Origin of the sequence: Actinotalea soli, assembly GCF_017565425.1 — a bacterium.
Lineage (GTDB): Bacteria > Actinomycetota > Actinomycetes > Actinomycetales > Cellulomonadaceae > Actinotalea > Actinotalea soli.
In genome coordinates, this window is sequence record NZ_JAGEMK010000003.1 from 61,030 (window position 1) to 75,804 (window position 14,775).

General features: G+C 72.8%; 13 protein-coding genes. 1 reads left to right on the forward strand and 12 read right to left on the reverse strand.

Translation table 11 applies throughout. The features are described from left to right. Positions 1 to 18: 18 nt before the first annotated feature. The 12 genes from J4G33_RS07185 to J4G33_RS07240 all read right to left on the reverse strand — a co-directional run bounded on the left by J4G33_RS07185 (position 19) and on the right by J4G33_RS07240 (position 13,149). On the reverse strand, positions 19 to 1,155 hold the full coding sequence (locus J4G33_RS07185) for an acyl-CoA dehydrogenase family protein (protein WP_208055273.1): 1,137 nt from the start codon (positions 1,153 to 1,155) through the stop codon (positions 19 to 21). Between the two features lie 61 nt (positions 1,156 to 1,216). Beyond that, on the reverse strand, positions 1,217 to 2,599 hold the full coding sequence (locus J4G33_RS07190) for an LLM class flavin-dependent oxidoreductase (RefSeq protein ID WP_208055274.1): 1,383 nt from the start codon (positions 2,597 to 2,599) through the stop codon (positions 1,217 to 1,219). Between the two features lie 53 nt (positions 2,600 to 2,652). Further along, positions 2,653 to 3,222 carry an NADPH-dependent FMN reductase gene (gene ssuE, locus J4G33_RS07195; RefSeq protein ID WP_208055275.1) on the reverse strand — a complete coding sequence of 190 codons (570 nt, stop codon included), beginning with the start codon at positions 3,220 to 3,222 and terminating at the stop codon, positions 2,653 to 2,655. Positions 3,223 to 3,841: 619 nt separating this feature from the next. Then, on the reverse strand, positions 3,842 to 4,585 hold the full coding sequence (locus J4G33_RS07200) for an SDR family oxidoreductase (protein WP_208055276.1): 744 nt from the start codon (positions 4,583 to 4,585) through the stop codon (positions 3,842 to 3,844). Then, positions 4,582 to 5,907: an aspartate aminotransferase family protein gene (locus tag J4G33_RS07205; RefSeq protein ID WP_208055277.1), complete on the reverse strand. Its 1,326-nt coding sequence runs from the start codon at positions 5,905 to 5,907 to the stop codon at positions 4,582 to 4,584. The genes J4G33_RS07200 and J4G33_RS07205 overlap by 4 nt, the downstream gene beginning before the upstream one ends. Positions 5,908 to 6,031: 124 nt before the next feature. Then, entirely contained in the window at positions 6,032 to 7,198 is a 1,167-nt protein-coding gene (locus J4G33_RS07210) for an ABC transporter substrate-binding protein (protein WP_208055278.1), read from the reverse strand. Between the two features lie 94 nt (positions 7,199 to 7,292). After that, positions 7,293 to 8,069: an ABC transporter permease gene (locus J4G33_RS07215; RefSeq protein ID WP_208055279.1), complete on the reverse strand. Its 777-nt coding sequence runs from the start codon at positions 8,067 to 8,069 to the stop codon at positions 7,293 to 7,295. Continuing rightward, positions 8,066 to 8,911, reverse strand: a complete 846-nt coding sequence (locus tag J4G33_RS07220) for an ABC transporter ATP-binding protein (RefSeq protein WP_208055280.1) — start codon at positions 8,909 to 8,911, stop codon at positions 8,066 to 8,068. The genes J4G33_RS07215 and J4G33_RS07220 overlap by 4 nt, the downstream gene beginning before the upstream one ends. After that, the gene (locus J4G33_RS07225; RefSeq protein ID WP_208055281.1) at positions 8,908 to 9,780 is read right to left on the reverse strand and encodes an ABC transporter permease; all 873 of its coding nucleotides are present in this window, start codon (positions 9,778 to 9,780) and stop codon (positions 8,908 to 8,910) included. The genes J4G33_RS07220 and J4G33_RS07225 overlap by 4 nt, the downstream gene beginning before the upstream one ends. Then, positions 9,777 to 10,808: a TIGR03842 family LLM class F420-dependent oxidoreductase gene (locus J4G33_RS07230; protein WP_208055282.1), complete on the reverse strand. Its 1,032-nt coding sequence runs from the start codon at positions 10,806 to 10,808 to the stop codon at positions 9,777 to 9,779. The genes J4G33_RS07225 and J4G33_RS07230 overlap by 4 nt, the downstream gene beginning before the upstream one ends. A gap of 11 nt (positions 10,809 to 10,819) precedes the next feature. After that, entirely contained in the window at positions 10,820 to 12,238 is a 1,419-nt protein-coding gene (gene hydA / locus J4G33_RS07235; RefSeq protein WP_208055283.1) for a dihydropyrimidinase, read from the reverse strand. 62 nt (positions 12,239 to 12,300) lie between these two features. Then, complete coding sequence (locus tag J4G33_RS07240) at positions 12,301 to 13,149, reverse strand: nitrilase-related carbon-nitrogen hydrolase (protein ID WP_208055284.1); 849 nt, start codon at positions 13,147 to 13,149, stop codon at positions 12,301 to 12,303. Between the two features lie 245 nt (positions 13,150 to 13,394). Here J4G33_RS07240 and J4G33_RS07245 point away from each other — a divergent pair, with 245 nt between their 5' ends. Next, positions 13,395 to 14,771, forward strand: coding sequence for an aminotransferase class I/II-fold pyridoxal phosphate-dependent enzyme (locus tag J4G33_RS07245; protein ID WP_208055285.1), 1,377 nt, complete (start codon positions 13,395 to 13,397; stop codon positions 14,769 to 14,771). The last annotated feature ends 4 nt before the right edge of the window (positions 14,772 to 14,775 follow it).

Consider the following 14,775-nt stretch of genomic DNA (forward strand, 5'->3'; position numbering starts at 1 on the left):
TCCACCCGACGCCGCTGCTCAGCCCTGGGTGGGGCCGAAGCTCGTCGCGTGCGGGCAGGACCCTGCGGGGCCGGCCCTCGTCGAGGCGGTCACCTCGGGCCCGAGGCCCGCCGCACCTCGCGCGGCCTCGGCGACCCGGGCGACGAGGTCCTCCCGGTCCCCGGGAGTCACGGCACCAGGGATCAGGACGAGATCCTCGAGGAGGTCGCCGGCCCGGTCGGCGAGGGTCGTGACGTGGTCGAGCAGGGCGAGCAGACCGTCGTCGGTCCTGGGCCCCCCGGCCGCGGAGGTCCCGCGCAGCACGGCCCGCGCGGCACCGAGGTGCAGGTTGACCTCCACCAGCTCGAGGGCGAGGGGCGTCAGGGGGCGGTACGGCCGCGGCCGCTGCTCCTTCTCGACCCGGCCGAGGGCCGCCGACCACGGCAGGACCACGCGGTCCACCGTCACGCCGCCCTCCCCCGCGCCCCCGGGACGGGCCTGGACGGCGGTCTCGTCGAAGGTGAGGCCGTGATGGCGGGCGGGCACCAGTGCGAGGACCGGGTCGGCGTGGCCAGCGACCGTGGCACCGAGCCAGATGACGTCGCCGGCTGCGGCCCCCGTCGAGCTGGCCGACCACCCCGAGAACTCCAGGTCCAGGCCGGTGTCGAAAGCCACCAGGCCGCCCTCGCGCAGGTCGATCGCGGCCCCGAAGAACCACCCCGCACGGGTCGAGTTCGCGAGGATCTCCTCGGCCTGTCCGGCGGTCCCCTGGAAGGCGGGCAGACCGGACCACACGTAGTGCTCGCCCAGCGCGCGCCCGACGGACCCGTCGGCCTCGGCGATCCGGCGCACCGCGCGCAGGGCGGTCCCCCAGCCCAGCCCGGCGGCCCCCTGCGCCACCGGGCCGAGCAGGGTGACCAGGCCCGCGCGCCGGAGCAGGCCGACGGCGTCCCCCAGATCACGGGCACCGCCGGGTCCGGGAGCGGTGGCCTCGATCAGCGCCGCGACCTCCTGGACCCGGCGCGACCAGCCCGGGAGCCCGCTCGGCGCAGGCGGTGCGCAGCCCGTCCCAGCCGGTGGACCGGCCTCGGGTCGAGGTTCGGCGAGGCTGCTCCTGGGTGATCGGGCACCGTGACGGCACTGTCGTCGTGCGGTGGTGGTGCGGGTCCTGCTCATGGTTGCCCCCTGCTCTCGTGGCCCCTCGGGGCCAGGTCGGTGCCCCTGAGGGCGCGTTCCCTCAGCCGACGGGTTCGACGGCGGGCCGGTGGGTCGCGGCCGGGTGGTCCGGCAGCGCGCGGGCGTTCCCCGTGCCGAAGAGCCGCTCACGGAGGGTCTCCTCGGGGGTGTAGGCCGTGCGGTAGCGACCACGGCGCTGGAGCTCGGGGACGACGAGGTCGACGAAGTCCGCGAAGGTCGCAGGCGAGAGGTGCTGGATGAGGTTGATCCCGTCGGCGTCGGTGCCGTCGATGATCTCCTCGATCCGGTCGGCGACCTGCTCAGGGGTCCCCGCCACGAAGAACGTGTTGTTCTCGGGCCGCGAGAGGTGCTGCACGAGCTCGCCGACCTTCTTGCGGTCCTCACCCTCGGACCACATCCGCTCGAAGGTCTGCATCGCGTCCCCGCCGCGGTACTCGAGGTAGGAGTCGGTGTCGTCCCCCGAGAGGTCGATGCCGGCCCAGCCGCTGAAGAGCACCAGGTGCCCCTCGACGTCGCGGTGCTCGACGAGCAGGGCGATCTTCTGGTCGACCTCGGCCTGGGTGCGGCCGACGACCACCTCGACGCCGATGAAGGCCTTGACGTGCTCGGGGGATCGCCCTGCCTCGACCGCGAGCCGACGCAGGTCCGCGATCTCCTCGCGGGCCTGGGCGTCGTCCCGGGGCAGGAGGAACACGGCCTCGGCGTGCCGAGCCGCGAAGGCCTTGCCCCGGCTCGAGGTCCCCGCCTGGTAGAGCACGGGCGTGCGCTGGGGCGAGGGCTCGGACAGGTGCGGGCCGGCCACCTGGAAGTGCTCGCCCTCGAAGCCGATCTCGTGGACCTTGTCCGGGTCGGTGTAGGTGTGCTCGGCCCCGTCGAGCACCACGGCGTCGTCCTCCCAGGAGGACTCGAGCAGCCGGTACACGACCTCGAGGTACTCCTCGGCGATGGCGTAGCGCTCGTCGTGCTTGACCTGCTCGGGCAGGCCGTAGTTCCGCGCGGCGTCGGGCAGGTAGCCGGTGACCACGTTCCAGGCCAGGCGGCCCCCGGTCAGGTGGTCCAGGGTCGAGAGCCGTCGGGCGTGGCTGAAGGGTGGCTCGTAGCTCGTGCTCGAGGTGACCGCGAAGCCCAGGTGCCTGGTGACAGCGGCCATGGCCGGGACGACGAAGGCCGGGTCGATGTTCGGGACCTGCATGCCGGCCTTGAGGGCGGCTCGACGGTCGCCGCGGTAGGTCGTGTAGGTGCCGACGACGTCGGCCAGGAAGACCGCGTCGAAGAGCCCGCGCTCGAGCAGCTGGGCGAGGTCGGTCCAGTAGCCGAGGTCCTTGTACTGGGTGCGACGGTTGCCCGGTACCCGCCACAGACCGTGGTTGATGTGCCCCGGGGTGGCCATCTCGAAGGCGTTGACGTGGATCTGCTTGGTCATGGCTGTCTCCTGGTGGTGACGGTCTCGGCAGGGTGGGGCGTGGTCGGGGGCGGTCAGGCGGTCGCGGCGGCGAGGGCGCTGAGCTGAGCGTCCGGCGACCGCAGCTCGGCGCGGAACGCGGCGCTCGTGCGGTCCAGGCAGGCGATGGTCGCGTCGTCGACGATGACGGGCCCGCCCGAGCGGTGGTCGATGTGCGCGTCGAGGACGAAGCGACCGGTGGTGATGTGCCGGGCCCCGAGGGACACGAGCACGGGCCGCAGCGAGTAGTCGATCGCGAGCAGGTGCGCGACGGTGCCCCCGGTCGCCAGCGGCAGCACCGCCTTGCCCTGGAGCGCCGACTGCGGGAGCAGGTCGAGGAAGACCTTGAGCAGCCCCGAGTAGGAGGCCTTGTAGATCGGGGTCGCGACGACCAGGGCGTCCGCCGCGATGACGGCGCGGACCGCCGCAGCGATCGACGGGTGAGCCGTGTCGGCCGTGAGGACCGCCTCGGCAGGAAGGTCCCGCAGGTGCAGGACCTGCACCTCGTGGCCCTCGGCGACGAGGTCGTCGGCCACGTGACCCGCGAGGGCCGCGGTCCGCGAGACCGTGGAGGGACTGCCGGTGAGGATGAGGACGGAGGCCATTCGATCTGCCCTTTCGAACGGTGCGGCTGTCGCCGCGAGGGAGGTGCCGGGATCTTTCGGGTACAGCTGGGTAGGGCCATGTGGTCCGGGTGCGGCCGGGACCGGCGGGGCGCTCGGGTACGTCGGAGCGCTCGCCGTGGTCGGCCGAGAGGCACGTCGAGAGCCGACCGCGACCGGGCGTCAGAGCCCGGCGACGGGGTCGGCGCGTGCGCGCAGGGGTGCGTCCGTCGAGGGAGGCAGGGTGGGGCGGGAGCCGCGGCTGACCGGGAGCTGCCGACGCTGTCGTCGACGCCTCAGCGACGGACGCGCGAGTGCGTCAGTCGACCGGATCCGGTGGGGCGAGCCGTCTCGCCGGGCGTCGTGTCAGAGACAGGACGACGCCGAGGCTCCCGCGGGCATGCACATTCGCGCCGCGACGATGTCGCTGGGCACGAGAAGCAGCCGGGCGGGAGTCATGTCACGACTGTGACAGGCCATCCATGACGTGGGAACCCTCGTCCCACGATCCGGGACGTTGGTCCTGGTTCGTGGTCGGCGGGGGCGGTCCCCTCGCCGGAGACCGGGGCGGCCGTCGGGCCTCGACCTCGAGGACCCACGGCCGCCCCGAACCTCGCGCCGCTCAGGCCCGCCGGGCGATCTGGGTGTTCGAGACCTGTGCCCGCGGCCGGACCACCAGGGTGTCGATGTTGACGTGGTGCGGGCGCGTCAGCGCGAAGGCGATGACGTCGGCGACGTCCTCGGCCAGGAGCGGCTCGTACCCCTCGTACACCTTCGCCGCGCGCTCGGCGTCCCCGCCGAACCGCACGAGGGAGAACTCCTCGGTCGCGACGTTGCCCGGGGCGATGTCGATGACCCGCACCGGCTGCCCGATCAGCTCCAGGCGCAGCGTGGTGGTGAGCATGCGCTCGGCGTGCTTGGCACCGGTGTAGCCCGCCCCGCCCTCGTACGGGGCGATCCCCGCGGTCGAGGTCACCACGAGCACGTCGCCCCGCCCGCTGGCGACGAGCTGGGGCAGCAGGGCCTGGGTCACGCGCAAGGTCCCCAGGACGTTGACCTCGTACATCCGCCGCCACGTCTCGGGGTCCGCCTCGGCCACCGGCTCGAGACCGATCGCGCCCCCCGCGTTGTTCACCAGCGAGGTCACGCCCCCCGTCTGCTCGAGGTGCGCCGCGAGGCGGGCGACGTCCTCCGCGACCGTGATGTCAGCCGCGAAGGGCTCCGCCCCTGTCTCCGAGGCGAGCTCGGCGAGGCGCTCGGCGCGTCGGGCGACGGCCACGACGGCCCACCCCTCGGCGCGCAACCTCCTGACGGTGGCGGCGCCGATGCCCGAGGAGGCGCCGGTGACGACGGCACGTGGGTTCATGGGTGGAGCTCCTTCTCGATCTGGGTCAGGGCAGCGTCGTACACCTCGAGGGCCTCGTGCACCTCGGCGTCGGTCACGACGCAGGGGGGCACCACGTGGACGCGGTTCTCGGCGACGAAGGGCAGCAGCCCCCGCCGGGTGAGGTCCGTCGTGAGGGCGCCGACCGCGGGCGCGGCGAGCGGTTCGCGCGTGGTGCGGTCCGCGACGAGCTCGAGGGCCCAGAAGACCCCCACCCCCCGGACCTCACCGACGACGAGATGCTTCTCGGCGAGGGCCGCGAGCCCCGGACCGAGCACCTGGGCGCCGATGCGGGCCGCGTTCTCGACGATCCCCTCCTCGGCCATGGCGTCCAGGGTCGCGACGATCGAGGCCATCGCGAGCGGGTGACCCGAGTAGGTCAGCCCCCCGGGGAACACGCGGTCCTCGAAGGTGGCGGCGATCTCGTCGGAGAGGAGCACGCCGCCCACCGGGACGTAGCCCGAGTTGACCCCCTTGGCGAAGGTGATGAGATCGGGGCGCACGTCGTGGTGCTCGAGGGCGAACCACGACCCCGTGCGACCGAACCCGGCCATCACCTCGTCCAGGACGAGGGTGATCCCGTAGCGCTCGGTCAGCGCGCGCACCCCGGCCAGGTACCCGGGTGGCGGGACGAGCACCCCGCCGGTGCCGACCACCGTCTCGAGCAGGACTGCGGCGATCGAGCCCGGGCCCTCGGCCTCGATGACCCGCTGGAGGTGGTGCAGGGCGCGCTCGGTCTCCTGCTCGGGGGTCGTGGCCCAGAAGTCGCTGCGGTAGAGGTACGGCCCGAAGAAGTGCACGTGGCCCCGGGCGTACTCGTTGGGCACCCGGCGCCAGTCCCCGGTCGCGACCACCGCGGCGCCCGTGTTGCCGTGGTAAGAGCGGTAGGCCGAGAGCACCTTGTCCCGCCCGGTGTGCAACCGCGCCATCCGGATCGCGTTCTCGTTGGCGTCGGCCCCGCCGTTGGTGAAGAACACCTTGTGGAAGCCCTCAGGGGCCCGCTCGGAGATCCGGCGCGCCGCCTCGCCACGCACCCGCACCGCGTGGGCCGGGGCGATCGTCGCGAGCTCGCCGGCCTGGGCCTGGATGGCTGCGACGACCCGCGGGTGCTGGTGCCCGACGTTGAGGTTGACCAGCTGGCTCGAGAAGTCCAGGTACCGGCGTCCCCCGGCGTCCCACACCTCCGTCCCGCGCCCGTGGTCCACCACCATCGGGGCCAGGTCCCCCTGGGCCGACCACGAGTGGAAGACGTGCGTGCGGTCGAGCCGCCGGGCCGTCTCGCCGGCGTCGTCGATGTCGTTCATGTCCCAACCATTCCAGAGCAGTGCAGGGCAGGGTGGGACCCACCGGCTGGCCGTGACCGACCGTGGGCCCCACCCCGAGGGGCTCGGCAGCGCGACGCCGAGGAGGCGTCGACGTCGCTGCTGGTCAGGCGCCGCCCGGGTTCAGCGCGACCTCGATCGGCTCGAAGTCCTCGCCCACCACGTCCAGGCCCTCCTCGGCGAGCTCGGCCAGGGCCTGCTCGACGTACTCGTTGGTGTACGCGTCCTCGGCGGGCTCCTCGGAGATGATCGTGGCCCCGGTCTCGTTCGAGGTCTCGAGGGCCATCGCGACGGTCGCCTCCCACGCGGCCGGGTCGATCGTGCCGATCCCGCCGGTCGAGCTCGGCCAGATCAGCTTGTTGACCTCGTTCGTCATCCACAGCTGGTGGCTGGCACCGAGGGTCGACCCCGCAGCCGTGACCGTCTCGGCCGCGGCCGCGGCGTCGTCCCGGGCGTCGATCCACCCGCGGATCGAGGCCTTGAGGAACTTGACGGTGGTCTCGGCGTACCCGGGGTCGGACTCGAGCCGCTCGGCGTCGGCCCAGATCGCGTCCTGGAGCATCGCCGTGCCGACCTCGTTCCAGTCGATCACGACGAAGTCCTCGGGCTGGTACAGCTCACCCGTCTCGGGGTTCTCGGCCTCGAGGAGCTGGGCGTACTCGTTGTAGGTCATGGCCTGGGCCGCATCGATGTCGCCGGCCAGGAAGGCGTTCATGTCGAAGGCCTGCTGGACGATCTCGACGTCCTCGACCCCTGCCTGGTTGAGCCCGGCGAAGAGCTCCCACTCGTTGCCGTAGCCCCAGCTGCCGATGACCTTGCCGTCGAGGTCCTCGACGCTCTCGATGCCGGCGTCGGCGAAGGCGACCTGGAGGGTGGCCGACCGCTCGAAGATCTGGGCGACGTTGACGACGTCCGCGCCCTGCTCGATCGTGCCGAGCACCTTGGGCACCCAGGCGATCGCGTAGTCGACCTCGCCGCCCGCGAGCGCGTCCTGGGGGACGATGTCACCTCCGCTGGGCAGGATCTCGACGTCGAGGCCCTCCTCCTCGTAGTAGCCGGCCTCGAGAGCGGCGTAGTAGCCCGCGAACTGCGCCTGGGTCAGCCACTGCAGCTGCAGGCTCACGGGGGTGAGCGCCTCGGTGCTCTCCCCCTCGGTGCTGGGCGAGTCCGCGCCGCCACCGTCCTCGTCCGCGACCGTGCACCCGGCGAGCACGAGCGCCGCCGCGAGACCGACAAGTCCCACCCGGGTGGGGGTCCGCCTGTGGTTCGTCATGTCAACCCTTCCCTTGCCTCTGCTGTGCCTGCGTGCCTGCTGATGACCGACCGACCTGGCGTCCTCGACAGGTGGACCTCTGGGGGTGGCGACGTCACCGCGCCCGTGGTCCCGCACGGCGTCGCACGAGGTGCTCGGCCGCGAGGGTGACGCCGTAGAACGCGAGCCCGACGAGGATCCCGCCGACCACGAAGGCCCAGGCCCGCGCGTAGTTGCTGCCTGCGGCGGCGGTGGTGATGAAGGATCCGATGCCCGTGCGTGGCCCGCCGAAGTACTCCGCGACGATCGCCGAGATCACCGCGAGGGAGGAGGCCAGACGCAGCCCGGTGAACACGAAGGGCACGGCCGTCGGCACCGTGACCGTGACCGTGGCCTGGCGCGGGGTCGCCCCGTAGGCCCGCATGAGGTCGCGGTGGACCGGCCGCACCTGGCGCAGGCCGCGCGTGGTGGTGACGAAGACCGGGACGAAGGCAGCGATGGCCGCGACGATGACGCGAGCGACCTCCGAGGCGGCGCCGTACATCGTGTAGAGCACGGGGGCCAGGGCCACGATCGGCACGACGGCGAGGCCCGCGACGAAGGGCTGGAGCATCCGGTCCGCCGACGGGAGCAGGCCCGCGACCACGGCGACCGCGACGCCGGTCAGCGCTCCGAGGAGCAGCCCGAGCAGCGAGTTGCCGCCGGTCACGAGGATGGCCGAGCTGATGGTCGGCCACAGCGCCACGAGCTCGGAGCCGATCGCGCTCGGGCTGGGCAGCAGGAAGGCCGGGACCTGCCCGACGACGACCACCGTCTGCCACGCGGCCAGGAGGGCCACGAGGAGCAGCACGGGGGGCAGGCCCCGGGCTGCGGCGGTGCGCGCAGCCGTCATCGCAGCTCGACCCCCTGGGCCGGGGCGGGCGAGCCGTGGTGCAGGGCCTCGCGCACCCGGGTCACGGCAGCGAAGTAGGCCGCGTCCTCCCGCAGCCCCTCGTCGCTGCGGGCCGCCCGGGTCAGGTCGATGTCGACGACCTCGCGGATCCGCCCCGGGCGGGCCGACATCACGACGACACGGTCGGACAGGAACACCGCCTCGGGGATCGAGTGCGTCACGAAGACGACGGCGGCCCGGGTCTCGGCGCAGATCCGCACCAGCTCACCCTGCAGCCGCTCGCGGGTCATCTCGTCGAGGGCACCGAAGGGCTCGTCCATGAGGAGCAGGCTGGGCTCCTCGGCCACGGCCCGAGCGATCGCGACCCGCTGCTGCATGCCCCCCGAGAGCTGGTCGGGGTAGTGGTCGGCGAACTCCGCGAGCCCGACCAGCTCGACGAGGTAGTCGGCGCGTTCCCGGCGCGCGGCCCGGCCGGTGCCGTGCATCGCGAGGGGCAGCTCGATGTTCGCCCGGACGGTACGCCACGGCAGCAGGCCCGCCTGCTGGAAGGCGATGCCGTAGTCGTGGGCGAGCCGCGCCTGCTCGGCGGTGCGGCCGAAGACCTCGATGGTCCCGGCGCTGGGCCGGTCCAGGTCCGCGATCAGACGCAGCAGGGTGCTCTTGCCGCAGCCCGAGGGTCCGATGAGGGAGACGAACTCCCCCGCACCGACGGTCAGGTCGACCCCGTCGAGGGCGGTCACCGTCCCGGCCGAGCCCTGGAACACCCGGGTCGCCCCGGTCACCTCGACCGCGACGGCACCACGGGGGTGCTCCTCGCGCTGCGGAGCGGTCTGGGTGGTCATGCGCTCACCTCCACACGGCGGAACCTCGACAGGGGCAGGCCGATCAGCGCCACGAGACCAGCGACGACCAGGCCGAGCAGGACGGCGCCCAGCAGCGGGGCCCAGGGCTTGGCCGGGTCGCTGCTCGCGAAGTTGGCGAACTCGAGGATCATCCGGCCCAGGCCGCCGGGGATCCCGGTCGCGACCTCCGCGACGACGGTGCCGACCACGGCGTTCGCCGCTGCGAGCCGCAGGGCGGGCAGCAGGTGGGGCACGCTCGCGGGCAGGCGCAGCCGGAGCAGGGTCGCCCACCAGCCCGCGCCGTAGGAGCGCATGAGCTCGACGTGGATCGTGTCCGGGGACTGCAGCCCACGCAGGGCACCGACCGCCACGGGGAAGAAGGCCAGGTAGGAGGCGATCACCGCGACCGACATCCAGGGCTCCCACTCGACCGGGCCGAGGTAGAGCCTGCTCCCCCAGCCGCGCACCAGCGGCGCCAGGGCGATGAGGGGGATGGTCTGGCTGAGGATCACCAGCGGCAGCACGGCCGACTCGACCACACGCAGCCGCTGCATGCCCAGGGCCAGCAGGATCCCGACGGTGACGCCGAGGAGCCAGCTCAGCAGGGCGATGCCGAAGCTGAACGCGCCGGCCGCGAGGACCGCCCGGGCCAGGCTCGGGGCACCGGGGGCGGCGGTGAGCGGGTCAGCCAGCCGGCTGAGGATCTCCCAGGTGTGCGGCATGGCCAGGTCGCTGGTCCGCGGCAGCACGCGGGCCTCGCCGATCGACCACCCGTCCGCCGGACCGAGCCACTTGTAGAGCTCCCACACCACGGCGAGCAGCACGAGGGTGGCCAGGCCCAGCGCGGCGCCGGCCAGGCGACGGGTCATGCGGTCGCCACCACGTGCTCGCGCATCGCGGGGATGATGCGCTCGCCGTACATCCGCAGGGTCTCCTCCTTGTTGTCGTGCTGGAGGTAGCCCGCGAACTGGGTCACGCCGAGCTCCCGCAGGGCCTCGAGCTTCTCGACGTGCTCGCGCGGGCTCCCGAGCAGGCAGAACCGCTCGACGATCTCGTCGGGGACGAACGTGGCGTGGCTGTTGCCGGCCCGGCCGTGCTCGTTGTAGTCGTAGCTCTGCCGGCCCTCGATGTAGTCGGTCAGGGCCTTCGGGACGCTCGAGCCCGACCCGTACTTGGTGACGATGTCCGCGACGTGGTTGCCGACCATCCCGCCGAACCATCGGCACTGCTCGCGCATGTGCGCCCGCTCGGCCGGGGAGTCCCCGTTGCCCACGTACATGGGGGCGGCCACGCAGAACCTGACCGAGTCCGGGTCCCGGCCGGCCCTCTCGGCCGAGTCCCGCACGGCCTTGATCATCCAGGCGGCGATGTCCGGGTCGGCCAGCTGGAGGATGAAGCCGTCGCCGACCTCCCCGGTGAGCTTGAGGGCCAGCGGCCCGTACGCGGCCACCCACACCTCGAGCTCGGAGCCCGCGCTCCACGGGAAGCGCAGCGTGCGGTCGTTGACCTCGACCGCACGGTCGTTGGCCAGCTCGCGGATCACGTGGATGGACTCGCGCAGGGTGGCCAGGTTCGAGGGCCGCCCGTTCAGGGTGCGCACCGCGGAGTCCCCCCGGCCGATGCCGCAGACCGTGCGGTTGCCGTACATCTCGTTCAGCGTCGCGAACAGCGAGGCCAGGACCGTCCAGTCCCGGGTCGCGGGGTTGGTGACCATCGGTCCCACCACGACCTTGCGGGTCGCCGCGAGGATCGCCGAGTAGATGACGAAGGGCTCCTGCCAGAGCAGGTGCGAGTCGAAGGTCCAGACGTGGCTGAACCCCTGGGTCTCGGCCTGGCGGGCGAGCTCGACCGTGCGCGAGGCGGGGGGGTTCGTCTGCAGGACGACGCCGAAGTCCATGGTGGTGCTCCTCAGATCAGGTACTGGGACAGGCCGCGCTTGACGAACTGCCCGTGGCCGGGCCGCCCGTGGTACCCGGCCTCGTCGACGAGGACCGAGCCGCGCGAGAGGACGACGTCGACGTGGCCGTCGATCTCGAAGCCCTCCCAGGCCGAGTGGTCCATGCTCATGTGGTGGGTCTTGCCGAGGCCGATGCTCGTGTGGCCCTGCGGGTCGTAGACGACGACGTCGGCGTCGGCCCCGGGGGCGATGACCCCCTTGCGGCCGTACATGCCGAACATCCGGGCCGGGGTGGTCGAGGTGATCTCGACCCACCGCTCGAGGGTGATCTCCCCCGTCACGACCCCCTGGTACATGAGGTCCATGCGGTGCTCGACCGAGCCGATGCCGTTGGGGATCTTGGAGAAGTCGCCGACGCCGAGCTCCTTCTGGCCCTTCATGCAGAACGGGCAGTGGTCGGTCGAGACCATCTGCAGGTCGTTGGTGCGCAGGCCTTGCCACATGTGGTCCTGATGCCCCTCGGCCCGCGAGCGCAAGGGGGTCGAGCACACGTACTTGGCCCCCTCGAAGCCCGGCGCCCCCAGGTGCTCCTCGAGGGACAGGTAGAGGTACTGCGGGCAGGTCTCGCCGAAGACGTTCTGGCCGCGGTCCCGGGCGATCGCGAGCTGCTCGACGGCCTGCTTGGCGCTCACGTGCACCACGTAGAGCGGTGCGCCGGTGAGGTGGCCGAGCATGATCGCGCGATGCGTGGCCTCGGCCTCCATCTGCCACGCGCGGGCGACCCCGTGGTAGTACGGGTCGGTCTTGCCCTGGGCCAGGAGCTGCTCGACGAGCACGTCGATCGCGGGACCGTTCTCGGCGTGCATCATCGTGAGCAGGCCGAGGTCGGCGGACTTCTGCATCGCCCGCAGGATCTGGGCGTCGTCGCTGTAGAAGACCCCCGGGTAGGCCATGAACAGCTTGAAGCTGGTGATCCCCTCGTCGACCAGGGAGTCCATGGCCGCGAGGGAGTCGGCGTCGACCCCGCCGATGATCTGGTGGAAGGAGTAGTCGACCGCGCACTGCCCGGCCGCCTTGGCGTGCCACGCGGCGAGCCCGTCCTGGACCCGCTCCCCGGCGCGCTGGACCGCGAAGTCCACGATCGTCGTCGTCCCGCCCCAGGCCGCGGCCCGGGTGCCGGTCTCGAAGGTGTCCGAGGCCGCGGTGCCACCGAAGGGCAGCTCCATGTGGGTGTGGGCGTCGATGCCGCCCGGGACGACGTACTTGCCGGTCGCGTCGATGACGCGGTCGACGCCGACGGCGAGGTCGTGGCCCAGCAGGGTCGAGCCTGGGCTCAGGACGGCGGCGATGGTCTCGCCGTCGACCAGGACGTCGGCCTGGGTGCGACCGGTCGCGCTCACGACCGTGCCGCCCGTGATGAGGGTGGTCATGGGGTGTCCTCCGGGGTCAGACGCTCAGGGGCCAGGGCTGGTCGACCCGGGCCGCTCGACGATCAGGGCGCGACGATCTCGCCGTAGGCGTCGGGGCGGCGGTCGCGGAAGAACTGCCAGCGCTCGCGCACCTCACGGATCTGGCCCAGGTCCAGGTCCCGGATGATCACCCCGGCCTCGGTCGAGCTCGCGACCTCGCCCACGTAGCTGCCGTCGGGGCCGACGACGTACGAGGAGCCGTAGAAGGCCACAGCCTCGTCGCCGTACTCGTTGGTCTCGGCCCCGACGCGGTTGTTCGCCGCGACGAAGTACCCGTTGGCGATCGCCGCGGCGGGCTGCTCGATCTCCCAGAGCTTGTTCGAGATGCCGGGGGCCGTGGCGTTCGGGTTGAAGACGATCTGCGCGCCGGCGAGGCCGAACATGCGCCAGCCCTCGGGGAAGTGGCGGTCGTAGCAGATGTTCACGCCGATGCGGCCGACCGCGGTGTCGAAGACGGGGTACCCGAGGTTGCCGGGACGGAAGTAGAACTTCTCCCAGAACTTGGGCAGGTGCGGGATGTGGTGCTTGCGGTACTTGCCGAGGTAGGTGCCGTCGGCGTCGACCACGGCCGCGGTGTTGTAGAGCACCCCGGGCTGGTCCTCCTCGTAGACCGGCAGGACCATGACCAGGCCGAGCTCCTTGGCCAGGGCCGCGAAGCGCTCGACCGTCGGGCCGGGGACCGACTCGGCGTAGGCGTAGTACGCCGGGTCCTGCGTGATGCCGAAGTACGGCCCGTAGAACAGCTCCTGGAAGGCGATGACCTGGGCGCCCTCGGCCGCGGCCGTCCGGGCGTACTCCTCGTGCCGGAGGATCATCGACTCCTTGTCCCCGGTCCACGGGGTCTGGGTCAGGGCTACGCGCACCACGCTCATCGTTCCTCCGGTCGGTCACGGTTCGTCCGGGGCTCCAGGAGGGCGGTCCGCGCTCCCGGGCCCCCTCGCCAGGTTTGTTATCCTGGCCCTTGAACATTTCTCCGTGGTTTCGCGGAGGACCCCGACCGTTTCCCGGGCGTAAACCTTCGCGACCGCCCCAGCCGCCCGCACCGTGGGCTGCGTCCGACCGCGCGAACCTGGCCGGGGTGAGCATCCCCTGCCCACCCCAGGAGGGAGGAGCCGTCGTGGGAACGACCCTTGCGACCGTCGTCGCCGCGATCGAGGACCCGACCCCGCGCGAGATCGCCGCAGCCATCTCCCGGCTGGTGCACGACGGCACCCTCGCCGCGGGCACCCGGCTGCCCACCGTGCGCTCCCTGGCCGGGGCCCTCGGCGTGAGTCCCGCGACCGTGAGCAGCGCCTGGCAGGCCCTGGCCGAGGTGGGCGTGCTGGCCTCGCGCGGACGGGCCGGCAGCCACGTGCTCGAGCAGACCTCCTGGCTCCCGCCGCGGTACCGGGACCTGGGCGCAGGTCATGGCGGAGCCGGCCTGGACCTGTCCACCGGAACCCCCGACCCCGCCCTGCTGCCCGACCTCGGCGCCGTGCTGTCCCGGCTCGGCTCCCGCGCGCTCACGACGAGCTATCTCGACACCCCGGTGATCCCGCCCCTCGAGGAGCACCTGCGCCGCTCCTGGCCGTACCCGGTGCAGTCCGTCACGGTGGTCGACGGCGCCCTGGACGCCATGGGGCGCTGCCTGGACCTCGTGCTGCGCTTCGGAGACCGCGTGGTCGTGGAGGACCCGACCTTCCCTCCGCTGCTCGACCTCCTCGACCAGCTCGGGGCCGAGCAGGTCCCCGTCCCCCTCGACGAGGAGGGGATCCGCCCCGGGGCGCTGCGCCGGGCCCTGGACCTGTCCCCCGCGGCGGTGGTCCTCCAGCCTCGGGCGCACAACCCCACCGGCATCTCGACGAGCCCGGCCCGGGCCCGCGAGCTCGCGCGCGAGATCGACCGTCATCCCGAGGGGCACCGCGTCGTGGTGATCGAGGACGACCACTCCGGGGAGATCGCCACGGCCCCTGACGTCTCCCTCGGCACCCACCTCGACCGCGTGCTGCACGTGCGGTCCTTCTCCAAGTCCCACGGCCCCGACCTGCGCATCGCGGCGCTCGGCGGCCCCACCGCCCTGGTCGACCGCGTCGTCGCGCGCCGGATGCTCGGCCCGGGGTGGACGAGTCGCATGCTGCAGCAGATGCTCCTGGAGCTGCTGACCGGCAGCGAGGGCCGCGACGCGGTCGCCGAGGCACGGCACGCCTACCACTCGCGCCAGCGCCGCACCCGGGCCGCCCTCGCCGAGCACGGCATCCCCCTCGGCGCCGGGGACGGCATCAACCTCTGGCTGCCGGTCGCCGACGAGCAGACCGCCCTGCTCCGGCTCGAGGCCGCCGGGATCAGGGTCGCCCCCGGTCACCCGTTCCGCGTCGGGCCGCTGGCCGAGGCCCCGGGCGCCCCCCTCGCAGGTCACCGGCCCGAGGAGCCAGGACCGCACGTGCGGGTCACGGTGGGTCGGCTCCGGGAGGACGTCGAGCAGGTCGCCCGGGCGCTCGTCCTGGCGGCACGCTGAGAGC